Annotated in this window: 15 protein-coding genes; 14 read left to right on the top strand and 1 reads right to left on the bottom strand. The window is 44.9% G+C overall.

All coding sequences use genetic code 11. The features are described 5' to 3' along the window. From AB6C75_RS17065 to purF, 7 genes are all read left to right on the top strand, one after another. Positions 1-1908 (top strand): FimV/HubP family polar landmark protein (locus AB6C75_RS17065; protein ID WP_372108349.1); only part of this gene is annotated, 1908 nt, incomplete at its 5' end. A 194-nt stretch (positions 1909-2102) separates the two neighbouring features. After that, the gene (gene truA / locus AB6C75_RS17070) at positions 2103-2897 is read left to right on the top strand and encodes a tRNA pseudouridine(38-40) synthase TruA (protein WP_372108351.1); all 795 of its coding nucleotides are present in this window, start codon (positions 2103-2105) and stop codon (positions 2895-2897) included. Between the two features lie 175 nt (positions 2898-3072). Beyond that, on the top strand, positions 3073-3999 hold the full coding sequence (gene accD / locus AB6C75_RS17075; RefSeq protein WP_009848681.1) for an acetyl-CoA carboxylase, carboxyltransferase subunit beta: 927 nt from the start codon (positions 3073-3075) through the stop codon (positions 3997-3999). Between the two features lie 42 nt (positions 4000-4041). Beyond that, positions 4042-5304: a bifunctional tetrahydrofolate synthase/dihydrofolate synthase gene (folC, locus tag AB6C75_RS17080; RefSeq protein ID WP_372108353.1), complete on the top strand. Its 1263-nt coding sequence runs from the start codon at positions 4042-4044 to the stop codon at positions 5302-5304. Next, positions 5305-5880 (top strand): SPOR domain-containing protein, encoded by a 576-nt coding sequence (locus tag AB6C75_RS17085; protein WP_122046972.1) that lies wholly within the window; start codon positions 5305-5307, stop codon positions 5878-5880. A 61-nt stretch (positions 5881-5941) separates the two neighbouring features. Further along, positions 5942-6433 carry a CvpA family protein gene (locus tag AB6C75_RS17090; protein ID WP_009848678.1) on the top strand — a complete coding sequence of 164 codons (492 nt, stop codon included), beginning with the start codon at positions 5942-5944 and terminating at the stop codon, positions 6431-6433. A 33-nt stretch (positions 6434-6466) separates the two neighbouring features. Next, complete coding sequence (gene purF / locus AB6C75_RS17095) at positions 6467-7981, top strand: amidophosphoribosyltransferase (protein WP_012603488.1); 1515 nt, start codon at positions 6467-6469, stop codon at positions 7979-7981. Between the two features lie 77 nt (positions 7982-8058). Here the strand turns inward: purF and AB6C75_RS17100 are convergent, their stop codons facing one another. Beyond that, on the bottom strand, positions 8059-8934 hold the full coding sequence (locus AB6C75_RS17100; RefSeq protein ID WP_004734167.1) for a LysR family transcriptional regulator: 876 nt from the start codon (positions 8932-8934) through the stop codon (positions 8059-8061). A 228-nt stretch (positions 8935-9162) separates the two neighbouring features. On the opposite strand from AB6C75_RS17100, the gene AB6C75_RS17105 reads away from it, so the two are divergent. From AB6C75_RS17105 to recR, 7 genes are all read left to right on the top strand, one after another. Beyond that, positions 9163-10266, top strand: coding sequence for a response regulator (locus AB6C75_RS17105; protein WP_372108356.1), 1104 nt, complete (start codon positions 9163-9165; stop codon positions 10264-10266). A 148-nt stretch (positions 10267-10414) separates the two neighbouring features. After that, a complete protein-coding gene (locus AB6C75_RS17110) occupies positions 10415-10552 on the top strand; it encodes a hypothetical protein (RefSeq protein ID WP_004734169.1) in 138 nt (45 codons plus the stop codon). Positions 10553-10626: 74 nt separating this feature from the next. Then, positions 10627-10998: a YbaN family protein gene (locus AB6C75_RS17115; RefSeq protein WP_065204975.1), complete on the top strand. Its 372-nt coding sequence runs from the start codon at positions 10627-10629 to the stop codon at positions 10996-10998. Positions 10999-11159: 161 nt separating this feature from the next. Further along, positions 11160-11705 (top strand): adenine phosphoribosyltransferase, encoded by a 546-nt coding sequence (gene apt / locus AB6C75_RS17120; RefSeq protein WP_004734171.1) that lies wholly within the window; start codon positions 11160-11162, stop codon positions 11703-11705. An 18-nt stretch (positions 11706-11723) separates the two neighbouring features. Continuing rightward, positions 11724-13988, top strand: a complete 2265-nt coding sequence (gene dnaX / locus AB6C75_RS17125; protein ID WP_372108359.1) for a DNA polymerase III subunit gamma/tau — start codon at positions 11724-11726, stop codon at positions 13986-13988. 152 nt (positions 13989-14140) lie between these two features. Further along, positions 14141-14470, top strand: coding sequence for a YbaB/EbfC family nucleoid-associated protein (locus AB6C75_RS17130; RefSeq protein ID WP_009848672.1), 330 nt, complete (start codon positions 14141-14143; stop codon positions 14468-14470). 78 nt (positions 14471-14548) lie between these two features. Continuing rightward, the gene (gene recR / locus AB6C75_RS17135) at positions 14549-15148 is read left to right on the top strand and encodes a recombination mediator RecR (RefSeq protein ID WP_004734155.1); all 600 of its coding nucleotides are present in this window, start codon (positions 14549-14551) and stop codon (positions 15146-15148) included. Positions 15149-15271: the final 123 nt, after the last annotated feature.

Here is a 15271-nt window from a genome sequence, read left to right on the forward strand (position 1 = left end):
CCTGAGCCAGAGCCAGAGCCAGAGCCAGAGCCAGAGCCAGAGCCAGAGCCAGAGCCAGAGCCAGTTCGTGCTGCACATATGCCAGAGATCGTTCCAAATGAATTCGGTGTGCCAGAAGACGATGATTGGCTGATTGAAGATGATACGGCTCAACAAGAAACATTGGCACAAGTTGATGAAGTAGCGGAAGAGCCGGTGGTTCCTGCTGTTGAGTCTCAGTTAGATACTGAACCTCAGTTAGACCATGAACCGCAAGTTGAAGCTGCACAACAAGTTGAAACCGAACCTCAAGTAGAAGCAACGGAACAAGCTGAAGCGGTAGATCAAGAAGGCGAAGATGAGTTCTCGATTGATGATTTTGATCTTCCAGAGTTTGGTGAAGAAGATGCGTTGGCGGAAGCCGACGCCGAAGTAACCCCAGAGCCAGTAACACCGGTTGTTGAACCTCAGTTAGATGCTGAACCTCTAGGACAAGAAGGCGAAGATGAGTTCTCGTTTGATGATTTAGAGCTTCCAGAGTTTGGTGAAGAAGATGCGTTAGCGGAAGCGGACGCTGAAGTAGCAACGGAGTCAGACGTCCCTGCTGTTGATGCTCAACTAGACACAGAATCAGAATCAACACCTGAGCCGCAAGCCGAAGTAGAGCCTCAAGCTGAAGAAACGAAACAAGCAGAAATTCTAGGGCAAGAAGGCGAAGATGAGTTCTCGTTTGATGATTTAGAGCTTCCAGAGTTTGGCGAAGAAGATGCGTTGGCGGAAGTGGTTAGCGAACCGGATGAAGCGCAGTTAGAGCAAGATCTTGCTCCAGAGTCCGAAAAGTTTGAGTTCGATGACCTTGACCTGCCTGAATACGATGAAGAGAGCGCAAAAGCGGATTCAGTCTTAGATGACATCGAACAAAGCAGTGCTGAGCCTGTAGCAGAAGAGCAAGGCGTAGAGCTCGATGAGTTTGATTTGCCGGAATACGGTGAAGACGAAGCTATCTCTGATGCGTTTGCTGAGAAACCAACGCCACTGACTTCTTTCAGCCCACAGGGTGAAGAGCAAGATGCGCTGCATGATTTATTTTCAAACTCGCAGAGTTTTAGTCATGGTGATGACTTCTCGGATACAGAAGATTTCTCAGACGCAGAAGGCTTCCCAGGTGCAGAAGAGCCTGATTTGGCTAGTTTTACACAACCTGATGAATCACTCGATTCTCCGTCAGAATTAAGCCCAGTACCTTCTGAGTTAAGCTCAGTGCCTACAACAGTTCAAGACGATTTGTTAGAAGGTTTTGAGGATTTTGATGAGACAGCATTAGCTGAATTACTTTCTGAAGATGTTCAAGACTCTGTCGACAGCATGTTCGACAAGCCACTGGATGCTACATCGATTGATAGTGCAGGGCTCGATATTGACGCTATGCTTGAAGTTGGCGGCGAAGACTGGAAAGGCTTCAACCTAGCTCCTGAGCAGCAATCAAGCACGCGTAATGATGTGCCTGATGATCAACAGGAGATTTGGGCGTCGGCAGATCAACAAGCTGAACCAAAAATCAAACAAGAGAATTGGGCTCAACAAGACAACCTAACCGAGTCAGACAAAGGTCGTGATAAGCAATACATGACGATTGATGAGCTGATGGCTCAAGTTGAGCAAGAAGGTGAAGACGCGATTAATCCAGATGACGAAGAGTTGAAGCTAGATGTTGGCCTAAATGAATTCCCAGACGTTATCGGTGACATTGGTAATTACGATGTCGACAGCAACGCAGAAGCCGCTGGTAAGCTCGATTTGGCTAAAATCTACATCGAGATGAGTGACTCACAAGGTGCAATTAAGCTTCTAGAAGAGGCTATCGTTGACGGCAGTGATGATATTCGTCGAGAGGCAAAGAATCTTATCGATACGTTAAACGGTCGATAAATTCAAAAAATGATAAAGGGTAGTGTTGGCTACCCTTTATTTTAGGGCGATACAGTTAGCGTCTATTTTATTTAGCTTGCTAAAACCACCGTCTAGGCGGTAGTGATTGTTTATTGAAGTTTTAGCCCCATCCTATTTGGGCTAGCACTGATTTCCGTATATACTTCTCGCCCATTTTCAAAGAGAACAAGAACATGAAAATTGCTTTAGGTATTGAATATAACGGTACCCACTACTTTGGTTGGCAACGCCAACGAGACGTGAAAAGTGTCCAAGAAGAATTGGAAAAGGCTCTTTCAGTTGTCGCGAATCACCCTGTAGAAGTTATGTGTGCTGGTCGCACAGATGCCGGTGTTCACGGTACGGGACAAGTCGTTCACTTTGAAACTAATGTCGATCGTAAAATGGTTGCATGGACAATGGGCGCAAATGCCAACATGCCAAAAGATATTGCCGTTCGTTGGGCAACAGAAGTGAATGAGGATTTCCATGCTCGTTTTTCTGCAACAGCACGCCGTTATCGCTACATTATCTTTAACCATGCTCTACGTCCTGGCATTTTGAATTCAGGTGTGAGTCATTATCATGGTCACCTTGATGAGAAAAAGATGCATGAAGCGGGTCAGTACTTACTTGGTGAGAATGACTTTACTTCGTTTAGGGCAACACATTGTCAATCTCGTAGCCCATGGAGAAACATGATTCACTTAAATGTGACTCGTCATGGGCATTACATAGTGATCGATATTAAAGCGAATGCGTTTGTTCACCATATGGTGAGGAATATTACTGGTAGCTTAATTGCGGTAGGTAAAGGTGATCAAAAACCAGAGTGGATTCAGTGGCTTTTAGAGGCTAAAGATCGAAAAGTGGCAGGCGCGACAGCGAAAGCGGAAGGCTTATACTTAGTAGATGTTGATTACCCTGAACATTTTGGACTACCAAGAGAGCCTATTGGCCCTCTATTTTTGCCGGATGATTTGAACTAAATGTGAGACTTAGGTTCAAAAAATATTACGGTTTCGTGCGTAAAATAGTCACGGAAAATAGGTACAACCAGTTTTTTATCTACAGTCGCTGTTTTATGTGCTTTAATTCCCGGCATAATTCCCAAATTTATTTCTTTCGCAATCAAGCGGAGGAATCGAAACAAAAAGGTCTTCCATGAGTTGGCTTGAAAAGATTTTAGAAAAAAGCAACATCGTAACATCTCGTAAAGCGTCAATCCCTGAGGGTGTTTGGACTAAATGTACTTCTTGTGAGCAGGTTCTTTACCATGCTGAACTAGAGCGTAACCTAGAAGTATGTCCAAAATGTGACCATCACATGCGTATGAAAGCACGTCGCCGTCTGGATACATTCCTAGACAAAGGTGAGCGTGTTGAACTAGGTACTGATCTTGAGCCACAAGACAAGCTGAAGTTTAAAGACTCTAAGCGTTACAAAGAACGTATCTCTGTTGCTCAAAAGAACAGTGGTGAAACTGACGCATTAGTTGCAATGAAAGGCGAACTGCTTGGTTTACCTATCGTTGCGTGTGCGTTTGAGTTCTCATTTATGGGCGGCTCAATGGGTTCTGTTGTTGGTGCTCGTTTTGTGAAAGCGGTAGATGCAGCTATTGAGAACAACTGTGGTTTAGTTTGTTTCTCTGCAAGTGGTGGTGCTCGTATGCAAGAGGCATTGATGTCTCTCATGCAAATGGCAAAAACCAGTGCTGCTCTAGAGCGTCTATCTGCGAAAGGCCTACCGTTTGTTTCAGTAATGACTGATCCAACAATGGGTGGCGTTTCTGCAAGTTTAGCAATGCTTGGCGATATCAATATCGGTGAACCAAAAGCGCTTATCGGTTTTGCTGGACGTCGTGTAATCGAGCAAACTGTACGTGAAGATCTTCCTGAAGGTTTCCAACGCAGTGAGTTCCTACTAGACCACGGTGCTATCGACATGATCGTTGACCGTCGTGAGATGCGTCAGCGCGTTGCAAGCCTTGTTGCTAAAATGACCAATCAGCCTTCACCATTAGTAGTTTCTGTGAACGATTCACCGAATGAAGCTGCTTATGAAGTACCAGAAGCGCCAGAAAAAGGGTAAAGTACCTTCTAACAAACCTACTTAATTATGGTTATGAGTTAGATGAGTCAACAACCTATTCCTCAAGCCACATCCTCTTTGGAGATGTGGCTTGATTATTTATCAAACATCCACGCAAGCGCTATTGATCTTGGTTTAGACCGAGTTCAAGCTGTCGCCTCTAAGGCAAACCTCACCAAACCTGCTCAACATGTTATTACTGTTGCTGGAACCAACGGCAAGGGCTCAACATGTGCACTCATGGAAGCTATTCTATTGGATGCTGGTTACTCTGTTGGTGTCTACAGCTCCCCTCACTTAATTCGCTATAACGAACGTGTTCGTATCAATGGCAAAGATCTGTCTGATCAAAAAATGGTTCAGTCTTTCGATTTCATTGAGAAAGAACGTGGTGAAATCAGCCTTAGCTTTTTTGAATATGGCACTTTAGCAGCGTTACGTGCTTTTCAAACCGAAGCGGTTGACGTTGTATTGTTAGAAGTGGGTCTAGGCGGACGTTTAGACGCGACCAATATCGTTGAACATGACGTTTCTGTGATTACTAGTTTGGCTGTCGACCATGTTGACTGGCTAGGTGATGACATTAATGTGATTGGTTTTGAGAAAGCGGGCATTTATCGTAGCGGTAAACCCGCTATCTGTGGTCAACCCAAGCCACCAGCTACGGTTGCGGCACACGCTGATGATATTAACGCTGAGTTCTACCAAGTAGGGATTCAATACACCTATGATGTAGATGGTGATACTTGGAACTGGCGCAGTGGCGCATTCCAGTTAGAATCGCTACCTATCCCAAGCTTACCGCTGCCGAACGCAGCCACCGCACTGATGGCATTAGGTACTTCAGAACTAAGCATTAGTGATGTGAACGTTGTTAACGGTATGAAGAATGCGCAGCTTCCTGGGCGTATGCAGCAAATTAGCGAACAACCGGTGATTGTGCTTGATGTAGCACACAACCCGCATTCTGCTGAGTACTTTGCGCAGCAAGTCGCGAAGAAGTATGCAGGCAAAAATTTACACGTTGTAGTCGCCATGCTTCATGACAAAGATATCCCCGCGACATTGGAAGTATTAGCTCCAATAACAACACATTGGTACCCAGCTTCGCTGAAAGGCCCACGAGCCGCAACAGCCGCTGAATTGTGTCAAAGCTTACCTGAAGGTGTAGAGCAGTATTCAAACCCTGTTGTAGCGTTTGAAGCGGCTTCAGCTTCTGTTATAGATGACGATGTTGTGTTGGTTGTCGGTTCTTTCCATACCGTCGGTGAAGTGTTGGAGCATTGGCAGAAAAAAGGAAACTAAATGGCAAGTAAATTCCAAAGCCGATTAGTCGGCACCATCATTTTAGTGGCCATTGGCGTGATTGTATTGCCCGATGTGCTGGATGGTAAGAAGCTCCACTATAAAGAAGAGTTTGCAAGCATTCCGATTAAGCCTGAGCTTGATAGTAATGTTGAAGTGTTTGAAGTGCTCGATCCTGTTGAAGATCAGATTGCACTGCCGGACTCTCCGGTTGAGCAAGTGGTTGAAAGTGGTCGTACTGATAATTCAAATACGCAAACTGCGTCGGCTTCCAGTAACAAAGAAGCGGATAAAGTGGCGGTGGTGGTTAAGCCGGTATCTGAAAAAAATGAATACCAAGACAGTGCTTGGATTATTCAATTGATGGCTTTGAAGAATGCTGACAACGCAAAAAACGTTGTTAAGGATTTACAGAAGCGTGGTTATCAGGCTCATACCAAGCAAGAAAAAACATTTACGCGAGTAATTATTGGCCCGGATGTTTCTAAATCCAAACTTGAGCGACAAATTAAGGAATTAGAAAAAATTACGGGTTCAAAAGGCCAATTGCTCAAATTTAAACCGTTAAATCCATAAGAAAACGTTTGCGTCAGCATTTTTTCTGTTAAAATGCGCGCCAACTTAAGATGAAGAATTCATGAATTGGTTAGATTTTGTCATTTTAGGCGTGATCGGCTTCTCTGCCGTGATCAGTTTAGTTCGCGGTTTCGCTAAAGAAGCGTTGTCACTTGTTATTTGGTTTGGAGCATTTTTTATTGCTAGCCAGTACTACGCTAAATTAGCAATGTACTTCACCAATATTGAAGATGAGATGTTTCGAAACGGAACTGCGATAGCAGCATTGTTTGTTGCAACGTTAGTTGTTGGTGCCTTAGTTAACTATGTCATCGGGCAGCTAGTTCAGAAAACAGGCCTGTCGGGTACAGACAGAATCCTCGGTGTCGTCTTTGGTGGCTTACGTGGTGTTTTGATTGTTTCTGCAGTGTTGTTTTTCATGGATGCGTTTACTGCATTCCCAAGTTCTGAGTGGTGGAAGAATTCGCAATTGGTTCCGGAGTTTAGCCGAATCATTGCGCCGTTCTTCGAGCATTTACAAGCAACATCTAGTTTCTTATCTGGCGCGCTTTAGCGCCAGTTAATGTCGAAAATCGAGGATTAGGACATGTGTGGTATTGTTGGAATCGTGGGTTCAACACCTGTAAACCAGTCTATTTATGACGCTTTAACGGTATTGCAGCATCGTGGCCAAGATGCCGCTGGTATTTGTACCATAGAAAGCAATCGTTTCCGTCTGCGTAAGGCGAACGGTTTAGTTAAAGATGTTTTTGAAGCAAAACACATGCAACGCCTCCAAGGCAACGTGGGTATTGGTCATGTTCGTTATCCTACAGCGGGAAGTTCGAGTGCTTCTGAAGCTCAACCTTTCTACGTAAACTCTCCATTTGGCATCACGCTGGCGCACAACGGTAACTTAACGAATGCAAGTGAAGTTCGTGAGAAGTTGTTCGAAAAAGACCGCCGTCATGTCAACACAACCTCTGACTCTGAAGTTCTACTAAACGTATTGGCTCATGAAATCGATACCGTAAAAGGTAACGTGACTTCAGATGACGTTTTCCGCGCAGTTGCAAACGTGCACCGCACTATTCGTGGTGCTTACGCAGTAACAGCGATGATCATCGGCCACGGCATGATCGCATTCCGTGACCCACATGGTATTCGTCCACTGTGTCTTGGTAAACGTGAAATTAACGGTAAAACAGAGTACATGGTTGCGTCTGAGTCAGTAGCGTTAGACGCTGTTGGTTTTGATTTTATGCGCGATGTTGCTCCTGGTGAAGCTATCTATGCAACATTCGATGGTGAGCTTTTCACTAAACAATGCGCAGACAACCCACAACTAAACCCATGTATTTTTGAGTTTGTTTATTTTGCTCGTCCTGATTCATTCATCGATAAAATTTCGGTTTACAGCGCACGGGTTGAGATGGGTGAGATGTTAGGTAAGCGTATTAAAGAAGAGTACGCAGACCTAGACATTGACGTGGTTATTCCAATTCCTGAAACATCAAATGATATTGCTCTACGAATTGCTCAAGCGATTGATAAGCCATATCGTCAAGGTTTCGTGAAAAACCGTTACGTTGGCCGCACGTTTATCATGCCTGGTCAGCAACAACGTAAGAAGTCGGTTCGCCGTAAACTCAACGCGATTCGTTCTGAGTTTAAAGGTAAGAACGTTCTACTGGTTGATGACTCGATTGTTCGTGGTACAACATCAGAGCAGATCATTGAGATGGCTCGTGATTCTGGTGCAAACAAAGTCTTCATGGTTTCTGCCGCTCCGGAGGTTCGCTTCCCGAACGTTTACGGCATTGATATGCCGAGCGCGACTGAGTTAATTGCTCATGGTCGTGATAACGAAACGATTTGTAAGCAGATTGGTGCAGATGCTTTGATTTTCCAAACGTTACCAGACTTAATCTCTGCAGTAGGTATGGGTAATCAAGACATCTCTCGTTTTGATACATCCGTATTCAACGGTGAGTATGTAACGGGCGATATCGACCAAGCGTACCTAGATTTCCTAGACTCTTTACGTAATGACGATTCAAAGGTTGAGCGTGAGATCCAACAAGATCTCGCGAACCTAGAGTTACATAACGAAGGCGCTTAGCGTACTCATAAACATGAGTAATAAAAAACCAGAGCATCGACTCTGGTTTTTTTGTTTGCGGGGAAGGGGATTGAATCTTAGTGAATGTGGTATGCGATCACAAAATCGATAAACAATCTAACCTTCTCTGGCAGGTGGTCTTTGTGGTTGTAAAGCATGTAAATATCACGAGGGTTAGCGCTCCAGTCCTCTAAGACTTGCACTAAGCTGCCATCTTCAATGTATTCGCGGATCATAACGTCGGGCATAAGGGTGATACCAAGGCCTTCTGAACATGCTTGTCTCACGACATTGAGCGCATTCGCGTTGAAACGGCCTTTCTCGCTATTCACCACAGTCTCTTCATTTGAATTACTCAGCTGCCACTTAATCAGCGGATAGCCTTTAAGTAGCGAATGATTCGCGAGCTCTTCTGCATGACTTGGTGCCGGGTTCTTCGCTAGGTAGTCAGGACTTGCGATAAGAATATCTTTTACTTCACTGATTTTTCGAGCGATTAGGCTTGAATCACGTTGTGGACCTACTCTGAAAATCACGTCCCACTCAGTTGGATCAAGCTGATCGGCTTGGTTGTTCATCATCAGCTCAATATTAATATCAGGATATTGAGTCATGAATTCACTGAACATCGGCATCATCATGCGCTTGGTCAGGTTGGAGGGTGCCGTAATGCGAATCTTACCGGAAGCTCCTTTACAAACGTCAGTCAGTTCTTCTGCAGTAGAAGATAGACGTTGCAGTAACGGAGAGCATTCGTTGAAGAAACGTTCGCCTGCCTCTGTTAAAGAGAGTTTACGCGCGTGTCTATTGAGAAGTCTTAGGTTTAGTGAATCTTCTAAGGCTTGGATGCGTCGTGTAATGGTCGCAACCGGAATCATAGTTTTGCGTGATGTTGCGGTGTAGCTCCCATTTTCAACGACAAGTCGAAAGAGGTTTAAATCATCTAATTTCATAAATCCAGACACATTTGTTTACAATCTCATCTAATTTATACGTAATAGTGAGATCAATGTTTGCGTTACGTCAATTCGTTGCACTATTTACCAGTATTCCAACCCTTGTCACGAATTTCCAGTAAAGAGTACGTATTTGTGTATTTAGCAATTTGTTACTAAGTTTTATATTAGTTCTTGGAACAGATAACAATAATAATTCGACTTAGTTTTGTGAGGTTAGAGATTATGTACAAAACTCACAGTCAGCCAGTTATGACCTCGGCTCAGGAAGTTCTCAATCAAAAATGCGTTATGTTGGTTGATGATGATCCTATTTTTCGCCGGATAACCAGCGCGTATTTAGACAAGATTGGTTATAAAGTGGTTGAGGCTGAAAATGGGCTGGACGCTCTGCAAAAGCTTAGAGACTCAGCGCCAGATTTAATTGTGTGTGACTTATCAATGCCTATTCTGGATGGCATTGAGCTTGTAGAAGAGCTCAGTTTAGAGTATCCGTCACTGCCTATGATCGTTGTGTCTGGCACCGATGATATGTCTGATGTGGCGAAAGCATTACGATTTGGTATCAAAGACTTTTTAGTCAAACCTCTGGAGGATCACGGTCATTTAGGCAGTGCGATTGCGAATACTTTAACAGATTCGTTCGATAACATTTCAGACCAACGAGATTTTTCAAGCCAATGGTTTTGCGTTGATGACGGCGGAGAGATCCCTGAAGACCAAGAGCTGCATTGGCACCTAAATCACTTGCAAGATAACCCTAGTGCGGCAAGAGACTTATTGCACGCGCTGCTTCCTGACAAAGACACACGACAAGGCTCATGGCGTTGCAGTTACCGCCTACTACAATCAACAGAGATGATGCCATTTGTGTTCGACTATGCGTGGATGATGAACGGGCAGTTTGCTTTCTACCTTGTCGATTCGTCATCTTCTGATAACGGCGGCTCAGCGGCCACATTGTTGGTGAGAGCGTTATTCCACGATTACATCAGAAATAGAAAAGATTTTAACGTTGATCTCAAAGATATCGCGGAGATTTTGGAGAAGGGGATTCGTTGCTCTAAATGTTCAACCCCGGTTAATGCTTTGTTTGGTGTTGCTGACCTTGCTGTGGGAACTATCTCTATTTTACCTGCGGGTTTAGATGGACAATGGTCGAATGGCGAATTGAATCAACATATTGCGGCGGGCGAGCGCTTGGGTGAGAACTGTAAGAAGAACTTCATTACACGGGATCTTCCGATTGAACAGGGCTGCCAGCTATCATTGAGCCTACTTGGATCGGCCAGTTTTAGTTTAGACATACACCAAGGGTCTACCGATTAACCCTATATTTCCTCGGTTTTTGTGAATAATTGATTAAGGTATAGTTGCGCAAATGGTGTGGCTATGCCTTTTTTGTTAAATGTCGATTTAGCAAAGCGGGTTTGGTTCACCAGACACTTCCCTTTACTAACAAAAACAAGAAGCAATCATGGCAGATAACAAAGACTTTCAAGACCCGTTTAATGTATTCTATTTTTTAGGATTTTTAGCTGCATTTTTAGCGATTCCATTACTACCAGCAACCCTTACGTTGATCCGTGTATTCAATGGTTACGCAACATTCTAGTTAAGCTATCGTCGCCGATTGGTGATAGCTAACTCAAGGAGGCCACAATTAGCGTTCGAGTTTTAAGCCTCAATATTGCTGGTGGCCTTTGTATCATTCTTGCAGTTCTAGGGATCGTTTTACCCGTTCTGCCCACAACGCCTTTTCTCCTTCTTGCCAGTGCATGTTTCATGCGAAGCAACCCCAAAGTTCACAAATGGATGCATGAGCATAAAACGCTGGGTCCCTTGTTGAACAATTGGTATCAACACGGTGCCGTGACCAAGCAAGTTAAAACGCGTGGCGTGTTCTTTATCTTGTTGAGTTTTGCGTTATCGATCTACTTTGCCCCGCTCATTTGGGTCAAGGTTTTCCTAATTTGTGTACTTGTTATTCTTCTCACATGGTTTATGCGACTTCCAACCCATGAGTTGGTTGCTGACAGCAAAGAAAATCACTACCATTAAGCCAGTGTGCCTGCTTGTATAGCGGGCGTTTATTATTTCAGCAATCAGAGTTATGACTCTCGTTGCAATGAATACCAATCGTACCTTTCCTTAATTCCGAGCGTTGATGTTTGATTCGTTAACGAGAGTTTGGAAAGCGGCCTAATGAAGTGCATAAGATTATGAACACAGAAAAAATCTCTCTGATCAAAGCAAGCATCAAAAGCATTCCTGATTACCCTAAAGCGGGTATTTTGTTCCGTGACGTAACAAGCTTGATGGAAGATCCTGCCGCGTACAAAGCGACAATCGACCTGTTAGTAGACACATACAAGGGCATGGGCTTTACTAAGATCGTTGGTACTGAAGCTCGTGGTTTCCTATTTGGTGCGCCTCTTGCTCTTGAGCTAGGTGTCGGCTTCATCCCTGTTCGTAAACCCGGCAAGTTGCCTCGTCAAACTGTGGCACAATCTTATGAACTTGAGTACGGCACTGATACGCTAGAAATCCATACCGATGCTATCGTCGAAGGCGATAAAGTGTTGATGGTTGATGACTTGCTAGCAACAGGCGGTACGATTGAAGCGACCACAAAGCTGATTCGTCAGCTTGGTGGTGTGGTAGAACACGCTGCATTTGTTATTAACCTTCCAGAAATCGGTGGTGACAAGCGCTTACAAGGCTTAGGTCTAGAAGTGTTTAGCATCTGCGAATTCGACGGTCACTAATCCTTTTCGGAATTATTCATGAGCTATCTTGCGTTAGCGCGAAAATGGCGACCAACCAAATTCAAAGAAGTGGTTGGTCAAGCCCATGTTTTAACAGCATTAGAGAATGCCCTTAGCCAAAATAGGTTGCATCACGCTTACCTATTCAGTGGTACACGAGGTGTCGGTAAAACGACCATCGGCCGTTTATTTGCTAAGGGACTCAACTGTGAAACAGGCATTACTTCAACCCCTTGTGGTGAGTGTGCAACCTGTAAAGAGATCGATGAAGGGCGTTTTGTTGACCTGCTCGAGATCGATGCTGCCTCACGTACTAAGGTAGAAGATACCCGCGAGCTTCTGGACAATGTTCAGTACAAGCCTGCACGTGGTCGCTTCAAGGTTTACCTAATCGATGAAGTACACATGCTATCTAGGCACAGTTTTAACGCGCTTCTAAAGACCTTAGAAGAGCCGCCTGAGTATGTGAAGTTCTTGCTCGCAACGACGGATCCGCAAAAGCTTCCTGTGACGATATTGTCACGTTGTCTGCAATTCCATCTTAAGCCGATTAGCGTTGATAATATCCACGAGCAACTCGATCATATTCTTGAACAAGAAAATGTCACGTCTGAACCTCGTGCGCTTGGAATGATTGCTCATGCCGCTGATGGCAGTATGCGTGACGCTCTTAGCCTAACAGACCAAGCTATCGCATTAGGTAATGGCAATGTAGTGACAGACACTGTTGCTCACATGCTTGGTACGCTGGATACAGACCAAGCGATTCACCTACTTGAAGCGATTAGCAGTAAACAACCACAATTAGCGATGGCTTGCATTCAAGCTCTTGCTGAAAATGGCGTTGAGTGGGATGGATTGTTGAGTCAACTTGCGGCTCAATTACACCGTTTGGCAATGTATCAAGCTCTGCCGTCTACTTTAGACAAGGCTCAGCCTGATGCTGAAAGGCTAGAACTGCTGAGCAAAGCGTTAAGCCCGCAAGACATCCAACTCTACTACCAGATAGTGCTGAAAGGGCGTCAAGACTTGCCATTATCGCCAACCGCTCGTGTTGGTATTGAGATGGTGGTTCTGCGTATGTTGGCATTCAGACCTGCTGAGCAAACTGTTGCTACGGCTATCTCGACTCAGTCGACTAGCCCAGCGCCTGCTCCTGCAGCTCAGAATCCGGTTCAGAACCAGGTTCAGAGTGTTGCTCAGCCAGTGAGTCAAGCTGCGCCAATGGCCGCTCCGAGACAGTCAGCTCAGGCTCTAGCGGTTTCACAGCCTCAAGTGCCTCAGCAAGCTCCTGTTCAGCAGCAGCCTGTGCAACAGCCGCAGAATCAGAACCAATATTCAGATTCGCAAGGTTACGTTGATCACTCAGGCAACCAAGGTTATCCAGAACAGGATTACCCGCACAGCCAGTATGATGTACCACCTGCTTATGATGAGCGTCCAAGTTACGGTGCAGATCAGCCTCAGCAGCAACAAACGAATTATCAGAGCCAGAGTCCGGTTCAACAGCCAAGCGCTGCGCCTTCTGCTCCTCCTGTTTCACAAGAGCAACCCGCGCGTGCAACTTCACCGGTGAGTGGTTTACGCCACCAATTGCGTTCTCAACGTAGAGGTGGTGCAGCAACAGAAAACAAAGGTTCGGCGCCAAAAAAGGCTAAAGCGACACCAGCTAAAACTTCAGTTCTTGACCGAGTTGCTCAGCAACACGGTGGTTCTGAGCGGGTGTCGCCAGCTTCTTTATCAGCCTCTTCTACTGAAAAGGTAACCAATGATAATGAACCTTATCGCTGGAAACCGTCTAAACCTGTAGTGAAAGAGGTGAGCAAAGAGCTTACACCTACTCAGATCAAGCGTGCGTTAGAGCATATTAAGACACCAGAAATGGTCGATAAATTGCTTCAAGAGTCGATTGCTCAAGATGAATGGTCCGCCACGATTCAAAAGCTAGAGACAGCCAAGCTTGTTGAACAGTTAGCATTGAACTCAGTGTTTGCTAAAAACGACACATCAATCACTTTAACGTTAAGAGCGAGCCAAGCTCACTTGAATACGGATCGTGCACAGAGCGAACTATTACAGTCGCTCAATACCGTGTTAGGAGAAGAGTGTCATTTGAGTGTTGAAATCGGCGATGGTGGAGAAACGCCACTAGAACTACGAGAAAGATTGTATCAAGGTAAGTTGAAAGACGCGTTTACCGCTTTGGAAAACGATGCCAACGTACAGTTTATTGAAAGACGTTTTGCTGCAGAACTCGACAGAGACAGCGTTCGTCCTATCTAGAACTTTTTCACGTTTAGTGACCGGCGTATCATCCCAGACAAGCAAATCTGAGAACTGAACACCGAGGGGTTGAATCACACTGTTTTAACCCCCATTTAGGCACGTATAGCTTAATTAATTTTAATAAACCAATTAGACCAGAGAGTATTAACATGTTTGGTAAAGGCGGTATGGGCAACATGATGAAGCAAGCCCAGCAAATGCAAGAGCGCATGCAAAAGCTTCAAGAAGAAATCGCAAATATGGAAGTTACAGGTGAGTCAGGTGCTGGCCTTGTAAAAGTAACGATCACTGGTAGCCACAGCGTTCGCCGTGTTGATATCGATGAAAGCCTAATGGAAGACGATAAAGAGATGCTTGAAGATCTTATCGCTGCTGCTTTCAACGATGCGGCTCGTCGCGTTGAAGAAACTCAAAAAGAGAAAATGGCTGGCGTAACTGGCGGAATGCAACTTCCACCAGGTATGAAGATGCCTTTCTAAGTAACTCATTCTTAAAGGTTAATTCTCGTAGTAGCTTGTGTTGAACTGGCCATTACTTGAAAATCAGAACGGTTATATATGCGTACCAGTCATATGCTGGAGCATTTGATGGAGGCCTTACGTTGTCTACCTGGGGTTGGCCCCAAGTCGGCGCAGCGTATGGCCTTTCATTTGTTACAGCGCGATAGAAAAGGCGGCCTACAGTTGGCTGAAGCTCTTAGCCAAGCAATGACTGAAATTGGTCATTGTAATGAGTGCCGTACTTTTACCGAAGAAGAGACCTGCCACATTTGTACCAATCCTAAACGTCAGGATAACGGTCAAATTTGTGTAGTAGAGAGCCCTGCAGACATTGCAGCCATTGAAGCAACGGGTCAATATTCCGGTCGTTACTTTGTGCTTATGGGACATCTTTCACCACTTGATGGTATTGGTCCAAGTGACATCGGTCTCGATGTCTTGGATTACCGCTTACGTCGTGGTGATATCACTGAAGTTATTTTAGCGACTAACCCGACAGTAGAAGGGGAGGCGACAGCACATTACATTGCTGAGCTATGTAATGCCCATGAAGTGAACGCTAGCCGTATCGCCCATGGTGTTCCTGTTGGTGGTGAGCTTGAGCTAGTGGATGGCACCACGCTTTCACACTCGTTACTCGGTCGTCATAAAATCTAAAAAAGCCGCTTGGTGATGGTTCACCAAGCGGCTTTTTCTTTTATGGTGTCCCGTCCTGAAATGTGTTCACACATTGAGGACGAATTATGACTACTTCAAATAGGACCTATGTTAAGCGCACTC

The organism is Vibrio sp. 10N.237.312.B06 (genome assembly GCF_041464685.1).
Taxonomy (GTDB): Bacteria; Pseudomonadota; Gammaproteobacteria; order Enterobacterales; family Vibrionaceae; genus Vibrio; species Vibrio tasmaniensis_A.